We start from the raw sequence: 18,711 nt of genomic DNA on the forward strand, positions 1-18,711 counted from the left end.
GATGCCAGGTGATCGACACCCCCAACTTCGTTCAAGGAGAAATCTCATGAAAGCCGCTCGAATCCTCGCCGTTGCCATTCTCGCCGTCGCACCCGCACTGTCGTTCGCCGATACCGGCCACGGCCTCACGCGTGCCGAAGTGCGCGCCGACCTCGTCCGTCTCGAGAAGGCCGGCTACAACCCGGCCGGCAGCGAAGCGCATTACCCGGACGACATCGCCGCCGCAGAGCATGCCGTCGCGGCTGCCGAGCAGGTCGCGCGTTCCGACCAGAACGGCCCGTCGAAGTCGCAAGGCGACAACGTGGCCGATGCGTCGGCGCCGGCCGGCCATCGCGACGCAGCGCAGTCGCGTGCCGCACGCACCGCCGCCGACGACCTGTACGCGCATTCGTGATTCCGCGCCGCGCCTGCCGCATGCAGGCGCGGCCTTCACTGCAGTCCTTCATTTGAACAACACGACAAGCAAAGGAGCATGACGATGGCCGGTTTGACGAAACGCGTTCTGGTATCCGCCGCGATGATCGGCGGACTGTTCGGTGCGGTCGCGGCGCAGGCCGCGCCGAAGGAAGACCTGAAGGGCACCAACGTCGTGCTCGTGCACGGCGCGTTCGCCGACGGATCGAGCTGGAACCGCGTGATTCCGCTGCTGGAAGCGCGCGGGCTGCACGTGGTGTCGGTGCAGAATCCGCTGAGCTCGCTCGCCGACGATGCGGCCGCGGCGAAGCGTACGATCGACGAACAGAAGGGGCCGGTCGTGCTGGTCGGCCATTCGTGGGCGGGCGTCGTGATCAGCGACGCGGGCAACGACGACAAGGTGAAGTCGCTCGTGTACGTCGCGGCGTTCGCCCCCGACAACGGCCAGTCGATCGCGGACGTCACGCAGGGGCTGCCGGCGCCGGCATGGGCCGGCGAGTTGCGCAAGGACGCGGGCGGTTTCGCACGGCTGTCGGACAAGGCGATCGCGCAGGACTTCGCGCCGGATCTGCCGCCCGCGCAGCAGCGCCTCGTCGCGGCGACCCAGGGGCCGTGGTATGGCGGATGCATTTCGGAGAAGGTCACGCAGGCCGCGTGGCATGCGAAGCCGTCGACGTTCGTCGTCGCGACGCAGGACCGGATGATCGACCCGACGCTGCAGGAAGCGATGGCGAAGCGGATCGGCGCGACGGTCACGCGCGTGAACGCGAGCCACGTCGCGATGTTGAGCCAGCCGAAGGCCGTGGCCGACGCGATCATCGCCGCGGCCGAGCGCGCGAAGCAGGATACGCAGTGAGCGCATGCGGCGCCGCGCTTTCGTGAGGGGCGCGGTTCCGCGCGTGATCGTGATGTCTTTTCACCAGGAGAAGTCATGACCGAACTCTGGCAACTGTCCGCGACCGAACTCGCGAAACGCGTGCGGCAGCGGGACGTATCCGCGCGCGAAGTGGCAGACGCGGTGCTCGATCGTCTCGATGCCGTGAATCCGGCGATCAACGCGGTGGTCGAACACCGTCCCGACGACGTGCGGCAGCAGGCCGACGAAGTCGATCGCGCGATCGCGCGCGGCGACGATCCGGGGCCGCTCGCGGGCGTCCCCGTCACCGTGAAGATCAACGTCGATCAGGCCGGCTTTGCGACGACCAACGGCACGCGTTTGCAGCGCAATCTGGTCGCGCCCGCCGACAGCCCGGTGGTCGCGAACATCCGGAAGGCCGGCGGGGTGCTGCTCGGCCGCACCAATTCCCCGACGTTCGCATTGCGCTGGTTCACGGCGAATCTCGTGCACGGCCACACGCGCAATCCGCGCAATGCGTCGCTGACGCCGGGCGGATCGAGCGGCGGCGCGGCGGCGGCCGTGGCTGCCGGGATCGGCCCGCTCGCGGTCGGCACTGACATCGGCGGCTCGGTGCGCTACCCGGCCTATGCATGCGGCGTACACGGGATCCGGCCGTCGCTCGGCCGCGTGCCGGCATTCAATGCATCGTCGCCCGAGCGGGCGATCGGCGCGCAACTGATGTCGACGGCCGGGCCGATCGCGCGCACGATCGACGATCTCTCGCTCGCGCTACGCGCCTTCTCCGCGCCGGATCCGCGCGATCCGTGGCACGTCGCGGTGCCGTTCGACGGGCGCGAGGTGCCGAAGCGCGCGGCGCTGTGCGTGCGTCCGCGCGGCCTGGAGGTCGTGCCCGAAGTCGAGGCCGCGCTGCGCGATGCCGCGCGCCGGCTGGTCGATGCCGGCTGGACCGTCGACGAGATCGACGATACGCCGCCGATGCGCGAGGCCGCGCTGCTGCAGGAACAGCTGTGGCTCGGCGACGGATTCGACGCGCTGGCGAACGCCGTGGCGCAAGACGGCGATCCGGGCGCGGCCGCGGTGATCGCCGCCGTGCGCGGCAAGGTGCGCGACCTGCCGGCCGACGTGATCAGCCGCGCGCTGGTCCGGCGTACCACGCTGACGCGAGCGTGGCGGCTGTTTCTCGACGACTATGCGGTGCTGCTGTTGCCCGTTTCGGCGGAACTGCCGTTCCCCGACGATCTCGACCGGCAAGGGCCGGACGGCTTCGAGCGCGTGTGGGAAGCGCAGCTCACGTTGCGCGCGCTGCCCGCGATGGGGCTGCCGGGGCTGGCCGTTACGACATCGATCGTGAACGGCGTGCCGGTGGGCGTGCAGGTGGTGGCCACGCATCATCGCGAGGATCTGTGTCTGCTTGCCGGGCGCGATATTGAAGCGCGCGGGGTGCCGATTGTGCCGGTCGATCCAGTGGTATGACATCCTGAAGAACCCATGCGCCGGCGACGCTCGGTGGCTTCGCCCGCGCATTTCGGATTCCATGACGACGCGCGGAATGCTGCGCTGCTCGTTCTTCCCCTTCCTTTCAAACTCCTTCGATGCACGACGTCGAACGGTCGTCGCCTTTCATTTCCCGCCCGCCATCAACCGCGCACCGATAGCGCGCGTCTGCTATTGCATTCCCCGCGGCGCTGATTAGGAAATGAATTTTTATTGGTTCTGCTTCCCCGACCGCACTCGCATAGTGACGCTGACGGCTATAGACAGCACGCAAGCTGCAACAGCCGCATTCCCGGTGTTTTTGTTCATACGAATCTGCGAAAACAAGGAAGTGTCATGACGGTTGAACTGGAAGAACGAACCGCCGCGCAGCAGGCGCTCGAAGACGCGCGCGCGGCAGCCGTGGCGGCCGGCACGCCCTATGCGGGCGGCGTCGCGCCGGAAGCCGCGTGGGCGCTGCTCTCGGCGGGCGATGCGTTGCTGGTGGACGTGCGCACGGCCGAGGAACGGAAATTCGTCGGTTACGTGCCTGAATCGCTGCACGTGCCGTGGGCGACCGGCACGAGCCTGACGCGCAACCCGCGCTTCGTGCGCGAACTGGAAGCGAAGACCGGCAAGGACGCGGTCGTGCTGTTGTTGTGCCGCAGCGGCAACCGCTCGGCGCAGGCGGCCGAGGCCGCGGCGAAGGCGGGCTTCACGCAGGTTTTCAATGTGCTCGAAGGCTTCGAGGGCGACCTCGACGAGCGGCAGCATCGCGGCGGCCAAAACGGCTGGCGCTTCCGCGGCCTGCCTTGGGCGCAGGATTGATTCACGGCCGTTACGGGGAGAAAGCAGCATGGCCGCATTCGAGATCGACGACATCGTTCAATCGCTGCAGACGGTGCGCCGTGCATGGCGCGAAAAGCAGCGGCGCTCGCTCGAACCGGGCGGGCGCGATTTGCCGGCGCGCGAGGCGCTCGCGCAGATCGTCGGTGCGCTGAAAGGCGTGCTGTTCCCGATGCGGCTCGGGCCGCCCGACCTGCGGCAGGAAAGCGAGAACTTCCACGTGGCCCACGCGCTCGACGCGGCGCTGAATGCGTTGCTCACGCAGGTGACGCTCGAATTGCGCTACGCGGCGCGTCACCGCCATGCCGACGGGCCGGCCGACAACCTCGACGAAGTCGCGTCGAAGGCCGTGCAGGCGTTCGCCGCACGCTTGCCGGAGATTCGCCGGCTGCTCGACAGCGACGTGCTGGCGGCGTTTCACGGCGATCCGGCGGCCGGCAGCGTCGACGAAGTGCTGCTGTGCTATCCCGGCATCCTGGCGATGATCCACCACCGGCTCGCGCACGAACTGTACGGGCTCGGCCTGCCGCTGCTCGCGCGGATCATCGCCGAGCAGGCGCATGCGGAAACGGGCATCGACATTCATCCGGGCGCGCGCATCGGCGCGGGCTTCTTCATCGACCACGGCACGGGCGTCGTGATCGGCGAGACGGCGATCATCGGCGAGCGCGTGCGCGTGTACCAGGCCGTCACGCTCGGCGCGAAGCGCTTCCCGCGCGATGCGGCCGGCCATCTGGAGAAAGGGCTCGCGCGCCATCCGATCGTCGAGGACGACGTGGTGATCTATGCGGGCGCAACGATCCTCGGCCGCGTGACGATCGGGCGCGGCGCGGTGATCGGCGGCAACGTGTGGCTCACGCAGGACGTGCCGGCCGGCGAAAACGTCACGCAGGCCGTGCTGCGCAGCGAAGCGAACGCCGCGCCGCGCACGGCGGCGCGCGTCGCCTAGGAGGCGCGATGAGCGACCTCATCCATCACTTCGGCGCCACCGTGCGCAAGCTGCGCGAAGCGCGCACGTGGTCGCAGGAGCAGCTGGCCGAGCATGCGGGGCTGAACCGCTCGTACGTCGGCGAGATCGAGCGCGGCGAGGCGATCGCGTCGATCGTCACGGCCGACAAGATCGCGCGCGCGTTCGACGTGTCGATCTCGACGCTGCTGCCGGGTGCGTACGTCACCTGAGGTCGCTTCGCCCCGTTTCCCCTTCGGTTGCACGACCTGACGGCTATAGCATGTTGAGTCGGCAGGGGCGTGCTTCCGATAATCACCCAGCGTCATAAGCAATCCCGTTTTTCATCTTAAGAACCCGGAGCCACACATGTCGACCGTTGCAAGCGGCACGGCCGCGCTGAGCGATCACGCCGCCCGCCAACTAGCGAACGCTACCAAGACCGTCCCCCAGCTTTCCACGATCACGCCGCGCTGGCTGACCCATCTGCTGCAATGGGTGCCGGTCGAGGCCGGCATCTACCGCCTGAACCAGGTGAAGAACCCGGAAGCCGTGCGCGCCGCATGCACGCAGCTCGAGGACGAAAGCGTGCTGCCGCAGACCTTCGTGCCGTACGAGGAACAGCCGCGCGAATACTTCCTGAACGCGGTGAGCACGGTGCTCGACGTGCATACGCGGATCTCCGATCTTTACAGCAGTCCTCATGACCAGATCAAGGAGCAGCTGCGCCTGACGATCGAGACGATCAAGGAGCTGCAGGAAAGCCAGCTGATCAACAACCCCGACTACGGGCTGCTCGCGAACGTGACCGACGAACAGCGGATCTTCCCGCTGACGGGCGCGCCGACGCCGGACGATCTCGACGAGCTGCTGACGAAGGTGTGGAAGGAGCCGGCATTCTTCCTCACGCACCCGCTCGCGATCGCCGCGTTCGGCCGCGAATGCACGCGGCGCGGCGTGCCGCCGCCGACGGTCAGCCTGTTCGGCTCGCAGTTCCTCACGTGGCGCGGCATTCCGCTGATTCCGTCGGACAAGGTGCCGGTCGCGGACGGCAAGACCAAGATCCTGCTGCTGCGCGTCGGCGACAAGCGCCAGGGCGTCGTCGGCCTGTATCAGCCGGGCGTCGCCGGCGAGCAGGGGCCGGGCCTGTCGGTGCGCTTCATGGGGATCAACAACCAGGCGATCGCGTCGTACCTGATCTCGCTGTATTGCTCGCTCGCGGTCCATTCGCCGGATGCGCTGGCTGTCCTCGATGACGTCGAAATCGCCAAGTTCCATGACTATCCCGACACCTACCGTTAATCCCGGCCTGGCCGGCGGCGACGCGCACGCGTTGCCGCATGCGCCGCTGCCGGCCGGGTTGCCCGACCCGGCGACGCTCGCGCGGCTCGCGTCCGAGTTCTTCGCGACGCCGCCCGGGCAGGCCACCGCGCCTGGGCTGTCGGCGGGCAGCGGCGCGGTCGGCGGCGTGCCGTCGGCCTTGCCTGCGGCGGCGCCGATTCTCGCGTCGGTGAGCAACCCGGTGCCGGGCGGCTCGCCGCTCGCGGGCCCGGGCGGGGCGGGCACCGGCGTGCCGGGGCTCGCGCTGCCGCAAGGCAAGGTACCGGGCGCGAACCTCGCGCCGTCCGCGCCGACGCACGTGCTGTCGCTCGGCAACCGCGCACCCGCGCTCGCGCCGCATGCGGCCGCGCAGAACGGGCTGCCCGACAACGTCGTATCGATCGCACCCGCGCTGGAGCCGCGCGTCGGCGGCGCGGCGCTCGGTGTGCCGCAGGTGAATGCGCCGGCACGGGAAGGCGCGGCGAAGGCGTCGCCGTACTACTTCACCGACGGTTCGCTGCAGGGCTGGCAGGCGACGCCGCAGGATATCGTCGTGCCGTCGAACGGCCTCGCGTCGCCGGAAGCGTTCGGGTTGCCGGGCGACGACGCGCTGCGCGCGCTGCTGACCGTGCATCGCGACGTGCCGGCGTCGCGCGCGTCGGGTGCCGACGTGCCGCGCTACTTCATCGACGATGCGCAGGCAGCCGAGCCGCACGGTCAGCTGCATCGCGGCGCCCATCCGCCGTTCGACGTGAACGCGATCCGCCGCGACTTCCCGATCCTGCAGGAACGCGTGAACGGCAAGCAGCTCGTCTGGTTCGACAACGCGGCGACGACGCACAAGCCGCAAGCCGTGATCGACCGACTCGCGTACTTCTACGCTCACGAGAACTCGAACATCCACCGCGCGGCGCATGCACTGGCGGGACGCGCGACGGATGCGTACGAGCATGCGCGGGAGACGGTGCAGCGCTTCATCGGCGCATCGTCGCCCGACGAGATCGTGTTCGTGCGCGGCACGACCGAGGCGATCAACCTGATCGCGAAGACGTGGGGCGTGCAGAACGTCGGCGAAGGCGACGAGATCGTCGTGTCGCATCTCGAGCATCACGCGAACATCGTGCCGTGGCAGCAGCTTGCCGCGCTCAAGGGTGCGAAGCTGCGCGTGATTCCGGTCGACGATTCGGGGCAGGTGCTGCTCGACGAATACCGGAAGCTGCTCAACGATCGCACGAAGATCGTGTCGGTCACGCAGGTGTCGAACGCGCTCGGCACGGTCGTGCCGGTGAAGGAGATCGTCGAGCTCGCGCATCGCGCGGGCGCGAAGGTGCTGGTCGACGGTGCGCAGTCGATCTCGCACATGCGCGTGGACGTGCAGGCGCTCGATGCGGATTTCTTCGTGTTCTCCGGGCACAAGATCTACGGGCCGACCGGGATCGGCGTCGTGTACGGCAAACGCGCGATCCTCGACGACATGCCGCCGTGGCAGGGTGGCGGCAACATGATCGCGGACGTGACGTTCGAGCGCACGGTGTTCCAGCCGCCGCCGAACCGCTTCGAAGCCGGCACCGGCAACATCGCGGATGCGGTGGGGCTCGGCGCGGCGCTCGACTACGTGAACCGCGTCGGCATCGAGAACATCGCGCGCTACGAGCACGATCTGCTCGCGTATGCGACGAGCGTGCTCGCGCCGGTGCCGGGCGTGCGGCTCGTCGGCACCGCGCGCGACAAGGCGAGCGTGCTGTCGTTCGTGCTGAAGGGCTATGAAACCGAGGAAGTCGGGCAGGCGCTGAACGAAGAGGGCATCGCGGTGCGCTCGGGGCACCACTGCGCGCAACCGATCCTGCGGCGCTTCGGGCTCGAAGCCACGGTGCGGCCGTCGCTCGCGTTCTACAACACGTGCGATGAAGTCGATGCGCTGGTGAGTGTCGTCAGGAGACTGGCGGCGCGGCGTTGACGTCGTTGCCGTGTCGATGCTTGCCCGCTTGCGGCGGCCTTTGCGGGCCGCTGCAAGCGTTTTCGTGCTGCCCGGTCAAAACCGCACGACCGGCTTCCGCTCGACGCTGAACCCGTCGCGCAGCACGCACGCCGAATCGGCGAAGTAACGACGGATTTCCGACAGCAGATCGGTGTTGCCGCGCCGGCAGAACACCACGCCCGATCCTTCGTCCGTCAACAGTTCGTCGATCAACGATTCGGGTTGCCCGATATCGGCGAGATGGACGTTCTGCACGCCGTGCGCGAGCGCATCGAGCGCGTCCCGCACGCACGGCGCCGCATCGGCGGCCGGATGCTCGGCGAGCCATTGCTCAAGCTCCGTGATGCCGTACAGCCCGGCCAGCTCGCCGAGTTCGCGCAGCAACCCTTTGTCGACCATCATCACCAACGAGACGGCGCACGTGTGTTGCGCGAGCACGCTGCCGAGCCGTTCAGGGCGCAGCAGGCAGTCGCGGCCCGCGTCGTCTGGTGCGATGGGCATCACGACGGGCACCAGTCCATTGTCGAGAAACGCATTCAATGCGGTGACGTCGAACCGCGCGACCTCGCTCGTGTTCGCGTGGCCGGATTCGGCGCTGGCGACCAGCAGGCCGCCGTCGTGACCGTCGACGCCGATTGCCCGCGCGCCGTGGCTGCCGATCAGGCGCACGAGTTCATGGTTGACGCCGGCCATGGCGGCGTGTGTCGCGTGGACCGATTGCGCGCCGGACGCAGTCGGAATGCTTTGGATCACGATCGGATGGATGCCGGTGAGCGCGAGCAGCGCGACATCCTGCGCGAAGGCCGAGCGCGTGTGGACGTCGCTGGCGGCACCACCGTCGACGATGACGACGGTCTGTCCGTGCAGCGCCTGCATGAACGGCAGTGAGCGGGCCAAGCCGGCCACGCGTCGAGTGGGAGTGTCAGGGTCTGGGAACATGGGCGTTCGAAAGGATGAAGGGGATACCTGTCGTTGCGGGACGCTGGATCAAACAGTGCGTTGCATGAGTCGGCGAATCTCGTCGGGCGTTTGTGCGTCGCGTGACGCTTGCCGGATCGCGCGTTCGCTGAACCATCGCGCGGCGTCGGCGAGCAGTTCGAGGTGTGCACGGTCGTCCGCGTGCGGCAGAACCAGCACGACGAATTCGCGCACGGGCTTGCGGTCGGGCGCGTTGAACGTGAACGGGTATCGCGCGCGGACGAACAGCGCGACGGCCGAGCCGATCCCGTCGACGCGCGCATGCGGAATCGCGACGCCCTGGCCGAGGCCGGTCGAGCCGAGTTGTTCGCGCTTGATCAGTTCGGCCCGGATCCGTTCCGCGGATACGCCGCTGTCGCGTGCGACATGGTGAGCGACGAGATCGAACAACTGGATCGCGCTTTCCACCGGTACGTCGAGCAGGATATTGTCCGGCGGACAGGCGTCGGCGAGCGCGGTCGCGAACGGTGTGCCACCGCGTTGCTGAGGGCGGCCGGATTGGCCGCCGACGGCGGCCTGATGCGTTTGCATGCGGATCTCTCCGTGTCGGGATGACAGGGAAATCCTAGACAAACCCGCGTAAAGACGGTGTCAGATACGCGGGGGCCGGGCATTAAAATCTCGTATATCGAGCGCCGATGCCGCCGCGCGCGATACGGACACCCTCAGGTTCCCGACAGCACGAACGGCAGCGTCGTCAGCAGAAACACTGAAATGCCGACGACCGGCGCGCCGAATGCGATTGCCGCGAACGCCACGATGGCGCTCGCCAGCACGAGCGTTCTCGATACCCGGCGGTGTCGGCCGTGCGCCGTCGTCCGGTCCTCGCAAAGAGCAGGGGTTCGCGCGCCTATCACGTGTTTCCAGAACGTCAAGCCCAGCATCATTCCATTGCTCCTGTATGAAAGACGATCGAGACGGGGCGTGCGCAGCTTCGGAAGCGGGAATCCCCGTGAATAAAATCAGTGATGCAAAATAAATGGATCGGATCGGCGGATCGATGACGTGCCGTTACGCGGAACGTGTCGCACGCATTGCGATGTGCGATGCGGGACGACCGCATCGACGTCGTGTTCAAGCATGCACGGGAAAGACTACGGCGCGCATCGTCCGCCTGTCGGCGGGACGGTGGCTCGGGAAGGAGACGCAGGCGTCCGGCCTGTCAGGCGGGGAAGCAACTCGGAGGACGAGGACTTCGGATGCGCATGGCGCGTGCTCGGTGGTGGATGGCGAATCCATTCTAGTGAACGGATGCGCGGGCGCAAGTAAAAAGGTCGTAAAGGTGCGTGAATCGCGCGTTACGTGCACTGCCACAGATGCGCGCTGGTCCGGCATGGCGCGCACCAGAACGTATAGTTCGCGCCGCCGCTGCCCCACAGCCATTCGCCGCCGTCGACTTGCGGAAGCTCGGAGTCGAGCTGCATGGCGAAGCGCATCTTGCGGCCGCAATCGGGGCAATCGGGATACCACGCGGACTGCACCCACGACGGCGGACCGCCGACGCGGCTGAGGTTCTGCCTGCCGTTCGACTCGCCCCATTCCTGCCAGGCCCAGCGCGCGGGCGCGGCGAAAACGTCGACGTCGGATTCGACGAAGGGGCTGGCCGGATAGTCGGGCTCGATCGCGGCATCGTGCCGCTGCGAGGGATGGGCGACCGCATGACCCGACTCGTCGTGCCGGTAGAACAGCGGGCCGTCGCTTTCCCAACCGAGGCACGCCAGGCAGGTGGCGAACGACACGGGCGTCGTGCTGTCGATACCCGCTTCGATCGGTTGCGGCAGCGTCAGCAGCCGATGCAACGGCTGATGGCACAGGCCGCATCGATGCGGCGACACGCCGCCGAAGTGCGCGTTCGACCGACGGGATTCGCCTGCTTGCCAGGTCGGATGATTCGCCTGAATCTCGCGTTTCCACTTCGGCATGTCGCGAAGTGCCGGCGCACGCAGCGCGCGTCCGAAGTCGATATGCAGCGGAGAATCGCCGTGCAATGCGCGCAACGTGCCGTGCTCCAGCGTGTAGCCCGCTGACATGAGCCAGTTCGCGGCTTGCTCCGGATCGTCCGGAAACAGCCGGGCCACCGCATCGAGCACGGCTGCTGGTTGTCGTGAATGGAGCAGTGCGACAGCGCGTGCGCGCGCCGCGTCGTCAACGGCGGGTGCTTGCGCAAGCCGCCGGCGCCACGCGTCGATCGTGGCCGCGTCGAGTGCCCGCCACGCGTATTCCGCACAATGCATGCGCGGCGAATGCCGGGGGACGACCACGTCGAGCAGTACGTCCCAGTGATCGGAAAACACCTGCGGCGATCGTAGCGCGACGCTGGACAGCACGTTCGCGAGTCGCGCGTTCCATGCGCCTTCGACGACCCGTCGCCACGCTTCGGCTGCAACGTTCGCGAACGCGATGTCGTCCATCAGGTCGATCGCGGCGTCGATGAACGTCGCATGCGCGAACGTGCGATCGAACGACGCGATCACGAGATCGACGAGTGCCGCTGGTTCGTCGCGCCGCAGTGCCAGCATCTGCGACATCGGATCGTTACCGGTCCAGCCGAGGCGTTCGTAGTCGTCCAGAAGGGTGTGTGCGGTCGGCATGATGATGAGCGACGGAAGCGATCGGGGCGCCGCGGATCAACGTCCGGCCAGCATCCGCCCACCCACGCCCATCAGCAACAGCCCGGCGGCCGTATCGAGCACGGCCTTGCGCCGGATCAGCAGCCGGCGCACCGACGGATGCGACGCGAGCAGCGCCATCGTGCAATACCACGCAGCCGAGATCGCGACCGACAGCACGACGACCGACAGATCGAGCCACGCCGGCGCATGGGCCGGCACCATCAGCGCGAAGATACTGCCGTAGAACGCGACGGACTTCGGGTTCGTCATGCTGACGACGTAGCCTTTTCTCGCCGCGCGCCAGTCGGACGTCGCGGCCGGTGCGGAAACGGGCAACGGCTTGCGCGCGGTCACGATCATTTTCAGGCCGAGCCAGATCAGGTAGGCGGCGCCCGCCAGCCGCAGCGCGGTGTGTACCCAGGCGACGTGGGTCACGAGCAGGCTCAGGCCGGCGATCGCGATCGCGGCCCAGGTGCCCGACGCGGCGGCGAGGCCGAGCCCCGTCATCATGCCCGCGTGGCGCGACACGACGGCGGTGGACGTGACGATCACGAAATTCGGGCCGGGACTGGCGACGCTCAGCAGCAGGACGCCGGCGAGCGGCAGCAGGATGTTGGCGATGGGCGACATGGCGTGGCGGTGGCGTGACGGGACGGGTCTTCATCTTACCCGAGCGCGGCAATCGGCCGGCCGGCAATCGTATTGCGTCGCGCCAAAGCGCACAACGCGTGACGACTTTCGTCGCCACGCGTTGCAGGGTCCTGCCCGGCCGCGCGCACGCCGGCGAACCGGCGCGCACGCTGCGTCGTCAGAAATCGAACCCCGGCCCGCCCGCGCCCGGGCCGCCCGGCGCGGCAGCGGGCGCCGCATCCTTCGGCGCTTCGAACACGGTCGCATCGGTCGTCAGCAGCAGCCCGGCCACCGACGCCGCGTTCTGCAGCGCGGTGCGCGTGACCTTGGTCGGATCGAGCACGCCCGATTCGACGAGGTCGCCGTACTCGCCCGTCTGCGCGTTGTACCCGAAGTTGCCGGTGCCTTCCGCGACCTTCGCGACGACGACGCTCGCTTCCTCGCCCGCATTCGTGACGATCTGGCGCAGCGGTTCCTCCAGCGCGCGCAGCACGATCTTGATGCCCGCGTCCTGGTCGGCGTTCGCGCCTTTCAGTTCGCGGATCGCCTGCCGCACGCGGATCAGCGCGACGCCGCCGCCCGGCACGATGCCTTCCTCGACGGCCGCGCGCGTGGCGTGCAGCGCGTCGTCGACGCGATCCTTCTTCTCCTTCACCTCGATTTCGGTCGCACCGCCGACCTTGATCACCGCCACGCCGCCCGCGAGCTTCGCGACGCGTTCCTGCAGCTTCTCGCGGTCGTAGTCGGACGTCGCTTCGTCGATCTGCACGCGGATCTGCTTCACGCGCGCCTCGATGTTCTTCGCATCGCCCGCGCCGTCGATCACCGTGGTGTTTTCCTTGCCGACCTCGATGCGCTTCGCCTGCCCCAGTTCGGCGAGCGTGGCCTTCTCGAGCGTCAGGCCCGTTTCCTCGGCGATCACCTGGCCGCCGGTGAGGATCGCGATGTCCTCGAGCAGCGCCTTGCGGCGATCGCCGAAGCCCGGCGCCTTGACCGCGACCGTCTTCAGGATGCCGCGGATGTTGTTGACGACCAGCGTCGCGAGCGCTTCGCCTTCGACGTCTTCCGCGATGATCAGCAGCGGCCGGCCCGACTTGGCGACCTGTTCGAGCACCGGCAGCAGGTCGCGGATGTTCGAGATCTTCTTGTCGTGCAGCAGGATGTACGGGCTTTCGATCTCGGCGATCTGCTTGTCCGGATTGTTGATGAAATACGGCGACAGGTAGCCGCGATCGAACTGCAGCCCTTCGACGACGTCGAGCTCGTCCGCGAGCGACTTGCCGTCCTCGACGGTGATCACGCCTTCCTTGCCGACCCGGTCGATTGCTTCCGCGATGCGCTGGCCGATCGATTCCTCGCCGTTCGCGGAGATCGTCGCGACCTGCGCGATTTCCTTGCTCGTGGTGGTCGGCTTGCTGATCTTCTTCAATTCGTCGACGGCCGACGCGACGGCCTTGTCGATGCCGCGCTTCAGATCGAGCGGATTGAGCCCGGCCGCCACGTATTTCTGGCCTTCGCGGACGATCGCCTGCGCGAGCACGGTGGCCGTCGTCGTGCCGTCGCCGGCCGCGTCGCTGGTGCGCGACGCGACTTCCTTCACGAGCTGCGCGCCGATGTTCTGCAGCTTGTCCGCGAGCTCGATTTCCTTCGCGACCGACACGCCGTCCTTCGTGACGACGGGTGCGCCGAAGCTGCGTTCGAGCACGACGTTGCGGCCTTTCGGCCCGAGCGTGACCTTCACCGCGTTCGCGAGGATGTTCACGCCTTCGGTCAGCTTCGACCGTGCGATGTCGCTGAAAATGATTTCCTTGGCTGCCATGATTGCGCTCCGTTATTGATTGACGACCGCGACGATGTCTTCTTCGCGCAGCACGAGAAACTCGTTGCCGTCCACCTTGACGGCTTGCCCCGCGTACTTGCCGAACAGCACGCGCTCGCCGACCTGCAGGTCGGGCACGATGCGCTGGCCGTCCGTGTCCTTGCGGCCGGGGCCCACGGCGATCACTTCGCCCTGGTCGGGTTTTTCGGCGGCGCTGTCGGGGATCACGATGCCCGACGCGGTGGTGGTTTCCTGATCGAGTCGCTTCACGATCACGCGATCGTGCAAGGGGCGTAGGCTCATTTTTTCGTCCTGTACGGTTCTGTCGAAGTTGGCTGGCACTCTTTGGCAGAGAGTGCTGACGAGTATAAAAATGGGCGGCGGCGCGATCCAATAACGGATTTGCACAAGCATTCGCGCCGTCGTGCAAAGCGCGGTGAACCGGCTATTGCGACACGGCCGGCTGCGCGGCAGGCGAGCAGACCGGGCGGATCGTCTCGCCGGCCAGCACGCGTTTCACGAACGGAATCGAATCGGCGAGCGACGCGTTCACGGTGCCGTTGTGCTCGCGGCCCGCATACAGGTGCGCCTCGACCGTCGTGCCAGCCGCGCACGCGTCCCTGGCGAGCGCGAGTTCGAGCGGCGCCAGCCCGTCGTCCGCGCCCGCGCCGATGAAGACGGGCGTCGCGATCTTCAGCGTCGGGTATTTCAGGTAGTCGTCCCACCACGCCTTCAGCCGCGCATCGCCGCCCGGCTTCACTGTGTTCGCGTGCGTGAGGTGCGCGAGCGCCGCATCGTCCTCGAGCGATGCGAGGCAACCGATGCGCGCCTGGTCGAGAATCGGCAGCGCGGTGTCGGTCAGTACCTCGTCGGCCCGCAGCGACGGATCGATCTGCTGCGCGGACAGCACCGAGTAGAACTGGTATGCGAGCGTTGGATCGACGCGGTCGGGATCGCGCCGGTACGCCGTTTCGAACTTCGGCAGCGCCGCCAGCGTGGCGTGCGACGCGTTGTAGATCGTGCCGGTCGCGACGGTCGCGCGGATCGCCAGTTCGGGCGCATAGGCCGGCGCGTAGCCGGCTGCCGCGATCACGGCCGAGCCGCCTTGCGACTGGCCGACCAGCACGACCTCGTTCGCGAGGCCCGGCACGCCGCCGAGCACCGCGCGCACGCTGTCGAGCAGCGTGTAGCTGTTCGAACGGTTGTTGAGCTGCGGATTCGGGCCCGGTGTGCCGAGCCCCTGATAGTCGGTGGCGACCACCGCGAACCCTTGCTGAAGCCAGGCGTTCAGGTAGCGCACGTCGCGATACGAGCGGCCGAACCACGACGGCGCGCAGATGTCGGCCATCCCGAACGTGCCGTGCGCCCACGCGACGATCGGCCAGCCGCCGGCCGGCGGCGTGCCGGGCGGCACGAACAGCGCGCCCGACACGGCGATCGGCGCATGGCCGCCGACGCCGTCAGTCGACGCGTACAGGATGCGCAATTGTCGCGCGGCGCTCGCGAGCCCGACCGTCGCGGGCAGCGGCTCGGTGCGCAGCAGCGCGCCTGGCGTGGCCGGAATGTCGCGGTCCCACGTGTAGAACGCGGATACGCGGCCGTCGCCCTGCAACGGGTCGGGGGCCGGGACGCGGCCGGGCGAAGCCGCGAGCGAAACGACGGAAGAAGCGGCGAGCGCCGATACGAGCAGCGTGCGCGCGGCGACGTCGCGCAGGGAAAGAAGCGTCATGGTCGGATGGAGGTCGATGAGATCGGATGCGCCGGGCAATGCGGGCGCGGGCCGAGTGCGATGCAAGTTTCGAACCAGAAGGGTCGTTGCGTACGCAACGCGCGGCACGACGGACGATCGGTCGATGCCGCGCGCATCGCACGCGTGCACCGGGCTGCGTGTCGCGCAGCAATCCCGGCCGGCACGGTGTTGCTTCCGCAACAAAACGCGCATGCGCGGGCTGCACGGCGCAACGCTGGCATCGCGTGCCTGCGCCACGCCGGCCGGCCCTCGATACGCAAATCGCAGCGCTGGCACGATTGCTGCTGATCCGTTGACCGTGCGTCGCGGCGTGGCGACGCGAGCCCTTCCGTTCAACCGTTCAACCGATCAAGGAAACGCCCTCATGTCCGTCACCCAAGCCATCGACAGCGGCGAACTCGTGGCCTTCGTCGAGCGCGCCACGCGCGAATTCGCGCAAGCCGCGCGCGTGCTGAAGGAAACGCGCACGCTCAGCGCCACCAACACGTTCCAGGCATTCCAGCGCGTGCCGGGCACGGAGCTCGTCGTCGCGCTGTCGGCGCCCAGCCCGTGGGCCGCGTCGCAGGAGATACAGCCGGTCGTCGTGACGCTCGACGGCGACGTGCTGCACGGCGACGCACGCGCCGGCGGCAACGGCCCGCGCTACGCAGGCGTATTCCGCGAGGCGCCGGAAGTCGACGTGGTGATTCACGTACACGGCCCGTATCTTGGCGCGTGGGCGAGCGCGCATCGTCCGCTGCCGATCCGTTATGCGCCCGCCGCGCGCTACACGCGGGCGCGTGAAATTCCCGTCTATGTCGATCGCCGCCCCGGCGAGCCGCGCTTCATCGTCGACACGATCCGGCGCGATCCCGACGTGCCGGCGATCATCGAGGCGAACGGCGGCGCGACGTTCTGGGGCAAGTCGATCCTCGACGTGTCGAAGTACATCCTGATCCTCGAGGAAGCCGCGTATTTCCAGGCGCTCGCGGAACCGCTCGGCGGCTCGCTCGAATTCGGGCCGGGCGCGCTCGAACAGCAATGGAAGATGACCGGCCTCGCATGACGCCGCGCGGCGGCCGGCGCAATCCGGCCGCCGTCATACCGATAGCTCGATGAATTGGTTCGTGGCCGGCGTGCGCCTTGCTATCGTCGAACCTTCCCCGTTCAACACGCCGGTCGTGCCATGGCCATCTTCAGCTTGCCGGACCCGACTTCGCACGCGATCACGATCCGTGCGAAGGCACTGACGTTCGACGATCCCAAATCGCGGGTGCTGCTCGAACGCATCCAGCTGGTCGCGCCGAGCGACGCGACGGTGCTCGTCACCGGCGAGAGCGGCACCGGCAAGGAGCTGATCGCGCGCCTCGTGCATTCGCTGAGCGAGCGTCACGACGGGCCGTTCGTCGCGGTGAACTGCGGCGCGTTTTCGGAAACGCTGATCGAAAGCGAACTGTTCGGCCACGAGCGCGGCGCGTTCACCGGCGCAATCAACAGCCAGCCCGGCTGGTTCGAATCCGCGAATCGCGGCACGCTGTTTCTCGACGAAGTGGGCGACCTGCCGCTGTCCGCGCAGGTCAAGCTGCTGCGCGTGCTGCAGGAGCGCGAGGTGACGCCGGTCGGGTCGCGCAAGACCGTGAAGATCGACGTCCGGCTCGTCGCGGCGACCAACGTGAATCTCGAAGCCGCGGTGCGCGCGGGCAATTTCCGCGAGGATCTGTACTACCGGCTCAATGTCGTGAAGCTGAGCCTGTTGCCGCTGCGCGAGCGGCCCGGCGACATCGCGCCGCTGATCGAACACTTCATCGATACCTATGCGAAGCGGCTGCGCGTCGCCGCGCCGACGCTGACCGACGCCGCGCGCAGCAGGCTGCATGCGCACGCGTGGCCCGGCAACATCCGCGAACTGGAGAACGTGATTCATCACGCGGTGCTGATCTGTGCAGGCGGCGCGATCGACGTCGGCGACCTGCAGTTTTCCGCGCTGTCGCTCGCCCCCGACCCGGCAGACGCACCGGGCCCGGCCGCCGCGCCGCCGCGTCGCGCGCGCGACGTGGCCGAGGCGACCGACGCGCTGCGCCGTGCGGTGATCGAGTTGCTGGATCTCGGCACGCCAGCGTTGTGGCAGCACATCGAGGACACCGTGTACCGCAGCGTGTTCGATTACAGCGAGCACAACCAGTTGCGGATGTCGCGCCTGCTCGACCAGTCGCGCAACATCGTGCGTGCCCGGCTCGCGCAACTCGGCATCCTGAAGCCGCGCGACGCAGGCGACGGCGACGCCGCCGACGCGCGGCTGCGCCGTCAGGCGTAATCGCGCCAGCGCAGCGCGCGCCGCGCGATCCGCTCGCATGACGCGCTCATACCGACGGCCAGCGCCGTCACGCCCAGCACGCACACCAGCAGCACGTCGGCGCGCGCGCCGGCTTGCGCGTTCTGCATCAGACTGCCGACGCCGGCGCCCGTGTTGAACAGCAACTCGCTGCTGGTCGCGGTGATCCACGCGAACGGCACGGCCTGCAGCACGCCCGCGAACAGGTCGGGCAACGCGCCGGGGATCAGCACGTCGCGCCACAGGCCGATGCGGGTCAGGCGATACGACTGCGCGAGCTCCACATAGCGCGGATCGACGCGGCGCAGCCCGTCGAAGCTGGCGGTGGTCATCGGATAGAACGCGGCGAGCGCGATGATGAACACCTTCGCGAATTCGCCGGTGCCGGCCCACAGGCTCAGCAGCGGAATCAGCCCGAGCAGCGGCACGTAGCGCAGCGCCTGGAACGCCGGCTCGCCGAGCTTGCGCGCGAGCGACGAACGCGCCATCGCCGCGCCGAATGCGAGCCCGAATGCGACACCGAACCCGAGCCCGAGCGTCGTGCGGCGCAGGCTCGCGCCGAGATCGGTCGCGAGTTCGCCGCTGCGCGCGAGTTCGAGCAACGCGGCGCCGACCTGCTGCAGCGGCACGAACGCATATTGATGGGCCGGATCGCCGGACGACGCGGCTTGCCACGCGGCCAGCAGCAGCGCCGGCACGACGAGGCCGCGCGCGCGGCGGCGCAGCGGGGCGAACGGGAAAGTACGAGTCACGAAGGTCATTCCGAAGCGATTCC

19 protein-coding genes are annotated in these 18,711 nt (G+C 68.2%); 10 read left to right on the top strand and 9 right to left on the bottom strand.

What is annotated here, in order from left to right; all coding sequences use genetic code 11:
• The first annotated feature begins 46 nt into the window (after positions 1–46).
• From DTA15_RS07945 to DTA15_RS07980, 8 genes are all read left to right on the top strand, one after another.
• Entirely contained in the window at positions 47–394 is a 348-nt protein-coding gene (locus DTA15_RS07945; RefSeq protein ID WP_006484569.1) for a DUF4148 domain-containing protein, read from the top strand.
• A gap of 84 nt (positions 395–478) precedes the next feature.
• A complete protein-coding gene (locus DTA15_RS07950; RefSeq protein ID WP_006484617.1) occupies positions 479–1,270 on the top strand; it encodes an alpha/beta fold hydrolase in 792 nt (263 codons plus the stop codon).
• Between the two features lie 75 nt (positions 1,271–1,345).
• On the top strand, positions 1,346–2,746 hold the full coding sequence (locus DTA15_RS07955; RefSeq protein WP_006484564.1) for an amidase family protein: 1,401 nt from the start codon (positions 1,346–1,348) through the stop codon (positions 2,744–2,746).
• A gap of 357 nt (positions 2,747–3,103) precedes the next feature.
• Positions 3,104–3,574 (top strand): rhodanese-like domain-containing protein, encoded by a 471-nt coding sequence (locus DTA15_RS07960; RefSeq protein WP_006484520.1) that lies wholly within the window; start codon positions 3,104–3,106, stop codon positions 3,572–3,574.
• A 28-nt stretch (positions 3,575–3,602) separates the two neighbouring features.
• Entirely contained in the window at positions 3,603–4,541 is a 939-nt protein-coding gene (epsC, locus tag DTA15_RS07965) for a serine O-acetyltransferase EpsC (RefSeq protein WP_006484590.1), read from the top strand.
• An 8-nt stretch (positions 4,542–4,549) separates the two neighbouring features.
• Entirely contained in the window at positions 4,550–4,771 is a 222-nt protein-coding gene (locus tag DTA15_RS07970) for a helix-turn-helix domain-containing protein (protein ID WP_006484517.1), read from the top strand.
• A 136-nt stretch (positions 4,772–4,907) separates the two neighbouring features.
• The gene (locus DTA15_RS07975; RefSeq protein WP_006479760.1) at positions 4,908–5,840 is read left to right on the top strand and encodes a family 2A encapsulin nanocompartment shell protein; all 933 of its coding nucleotides are present in this window, start codon (positions 4,908–4,910) and stop codon (positions 5,838–5,840) included.
• Positions 5,815–7,815, top strand: coding sequence for a family 2A encapsulin nanocompartment cargo protein cysteine desulfurase (locus DTA15_RS07980; protein ID WP_020979559.1), 2,001 nt, complete (start codon positions 5,815–5,817; stop codon positions 7,813–7,815). The genes DTA15_RS07975 and DTA15_RS07980 overlap by 26 nt, the downstream gene beginning before the upstream one ends.
• A 75-nt stretch (positions 7,816–7,890) precedes the next feature.
• Here the strand turns inward: DTA15_RS07980 and DTA15_RS07985 are convergent, their stop codons facing one another.
• From DTA15_RS07985 to DTA15_RS08020, 8 genes are all read right to left on the bottom strand, one after another.
• On the bottom strand, positions 7,891–8,775 hold the full coding sequence (locus DTA15_RS07985; protein WP_006491015.1) for an amino acid kinase family protein: 885 nt from the start codon (positions 8,773–8,775) through the stop codon (positions 7,891–7,893).
• A gap of 48 nt (positions 8,776–8,823) precedes the next feature.
• Positions 8,824–9,345, bottom strand: a complete 522-nt coding sequence (locus DTA15_RS07990) for a PTS sugar transporter subunit IIA (RefSeq protein ID WP_006491012.1) — start codon at positions 9,343–9,345, stop codon at positions 8,824–8,826.
• A 134-nt stretch (positions 9,346–9,479) separates the two neighbouring features.
• On the bottom strand, positions 9,480–9,701 hold the full coding sequence (locus DTA15_RS07995) for a hypothetical protein (RefSeq protein WP_006491013.1): 222 nt from the start codon (positions 9,699–9,701) through the stop codon (positions 9,480–9,482).
• Positions 9,702–10,112: 411 nt separating this feature from the next.
• A complete protein-coding gene (locus tag DTA15_RS08000; RefSeq protein WP_006491521.1) occupies positions 10,113–11,405 on the bottom strand; it encodes a hypothetical protein in 1,293 nt (430 codons plus the stop codon).
• A gap of 36 nt (positions 11,406–11,441) precedes the next feature.
• A complete protein-coding gene (locus tag DTA15_RS08005) occupies positions 11,442–12,056 on the bottom strand; it encodes a LysE family translocator (protein ID WP_006491023.1) in 615 nt (204 codons plus the stop codon).
• Between the two features lie 178 nt (positions 12,057–12,234).
• Complete coding sequence (groL, locus tag DTA15_RS08010) at positions 12,235–13,875, bottom strand: chaperonin GroEL (RefSeq protein ID WP_006491016.1); 1,641 nt, start codon at positions 13,873–13,875, stop codon at positions 12,235–12,237.
• A 12-nt stretch (positions 13,876–13,887) separates the two neighbouring features.
• The gene (locus tag DTA15_RS08015; protein ID WP_011694564.1) at positions 13,888–14,178 is read right to left on the bottom strand and encodes a co-chaperone GroES; all 291 of its coding nucleotides are present in this window, start codon (positions 14,176–14,178) and stop codon (positions 13,888–13,890) included.
• Between the two features lie 142 nt (positions 14,179–14,320).
• Complete coding sequence (locus DTA15_RS08020) at positions 14,321–15,604, bottom strand: lipase family protein (protein WP_006491019.1); 1,284 nt, start codon at positions 15,602–15,604, stop codon at positions 14,321–14,323.
• A 385-nt stretch (positions 15,605–15,989) separates the two neighbouring features.
• On the opposite strand from DTA15_RS08020, the gene DTA15_RS08030 reads away from it, so the two are divergent.
• Both DTA15_RS08030 and DTA15_RS08035 read left to right on the top strand, forming a co-directional pair.
• Positions 15,990–16,670, top strand: coding sequence for a class II aldolase/adducin family protein (locus DTA15_RS08030; RefSeq protein WP_006491011.1), 681 nt, complete (start codon positions 15,990–15,992; stop codon positions 16,668–16,670).
• A gap of 120 nt (positions 16,671–16,790) precedes the next feature.
• Positions 16,791–17,918 carry a sigma-54 interaction domain-containing protein gene (locus tag DTA15_RS08035; protein WP_012493122.1) on the top strand — a complete coding sequence of 376 codons (1,128 nt, stop codon included), beginning with the start codon at positions 16,791–16,793 and terminating at the stop codon, positions 17,916–17,918.
• On the opposite strand, the gene DTA15_RS08040 is transcribed toward DTA15_RS08035, so the two are convergent.
• Positions 17,909–18,697 (bottom strand): ABC transporter permease, encoded by a 789-nt coding sequence (locus DTA15_RS08040; protein WP_006489854.1) that lies wholly within the window; start codon positions 18,695–18,697, stop codon positions 17,909–17,911. The genes DTA15_RS08035 and DTA15_RS08040 overlap by 10 nt on opposite strands.
• Positions 18,698–18,711 lie beyond the last annotated feature (14 nt).

The organism is Burkholderia cenocepacia (assembly GCF_900446215.1).
In the GTDB taxonomy this organism is placed as follows: domain Bacteria; phylum Pseudomonadota; class Gammaproteobacteria; order Burkholderiales; family Burkholderiaceae; genus Burkholderia; species Burkholderia cenocepacia.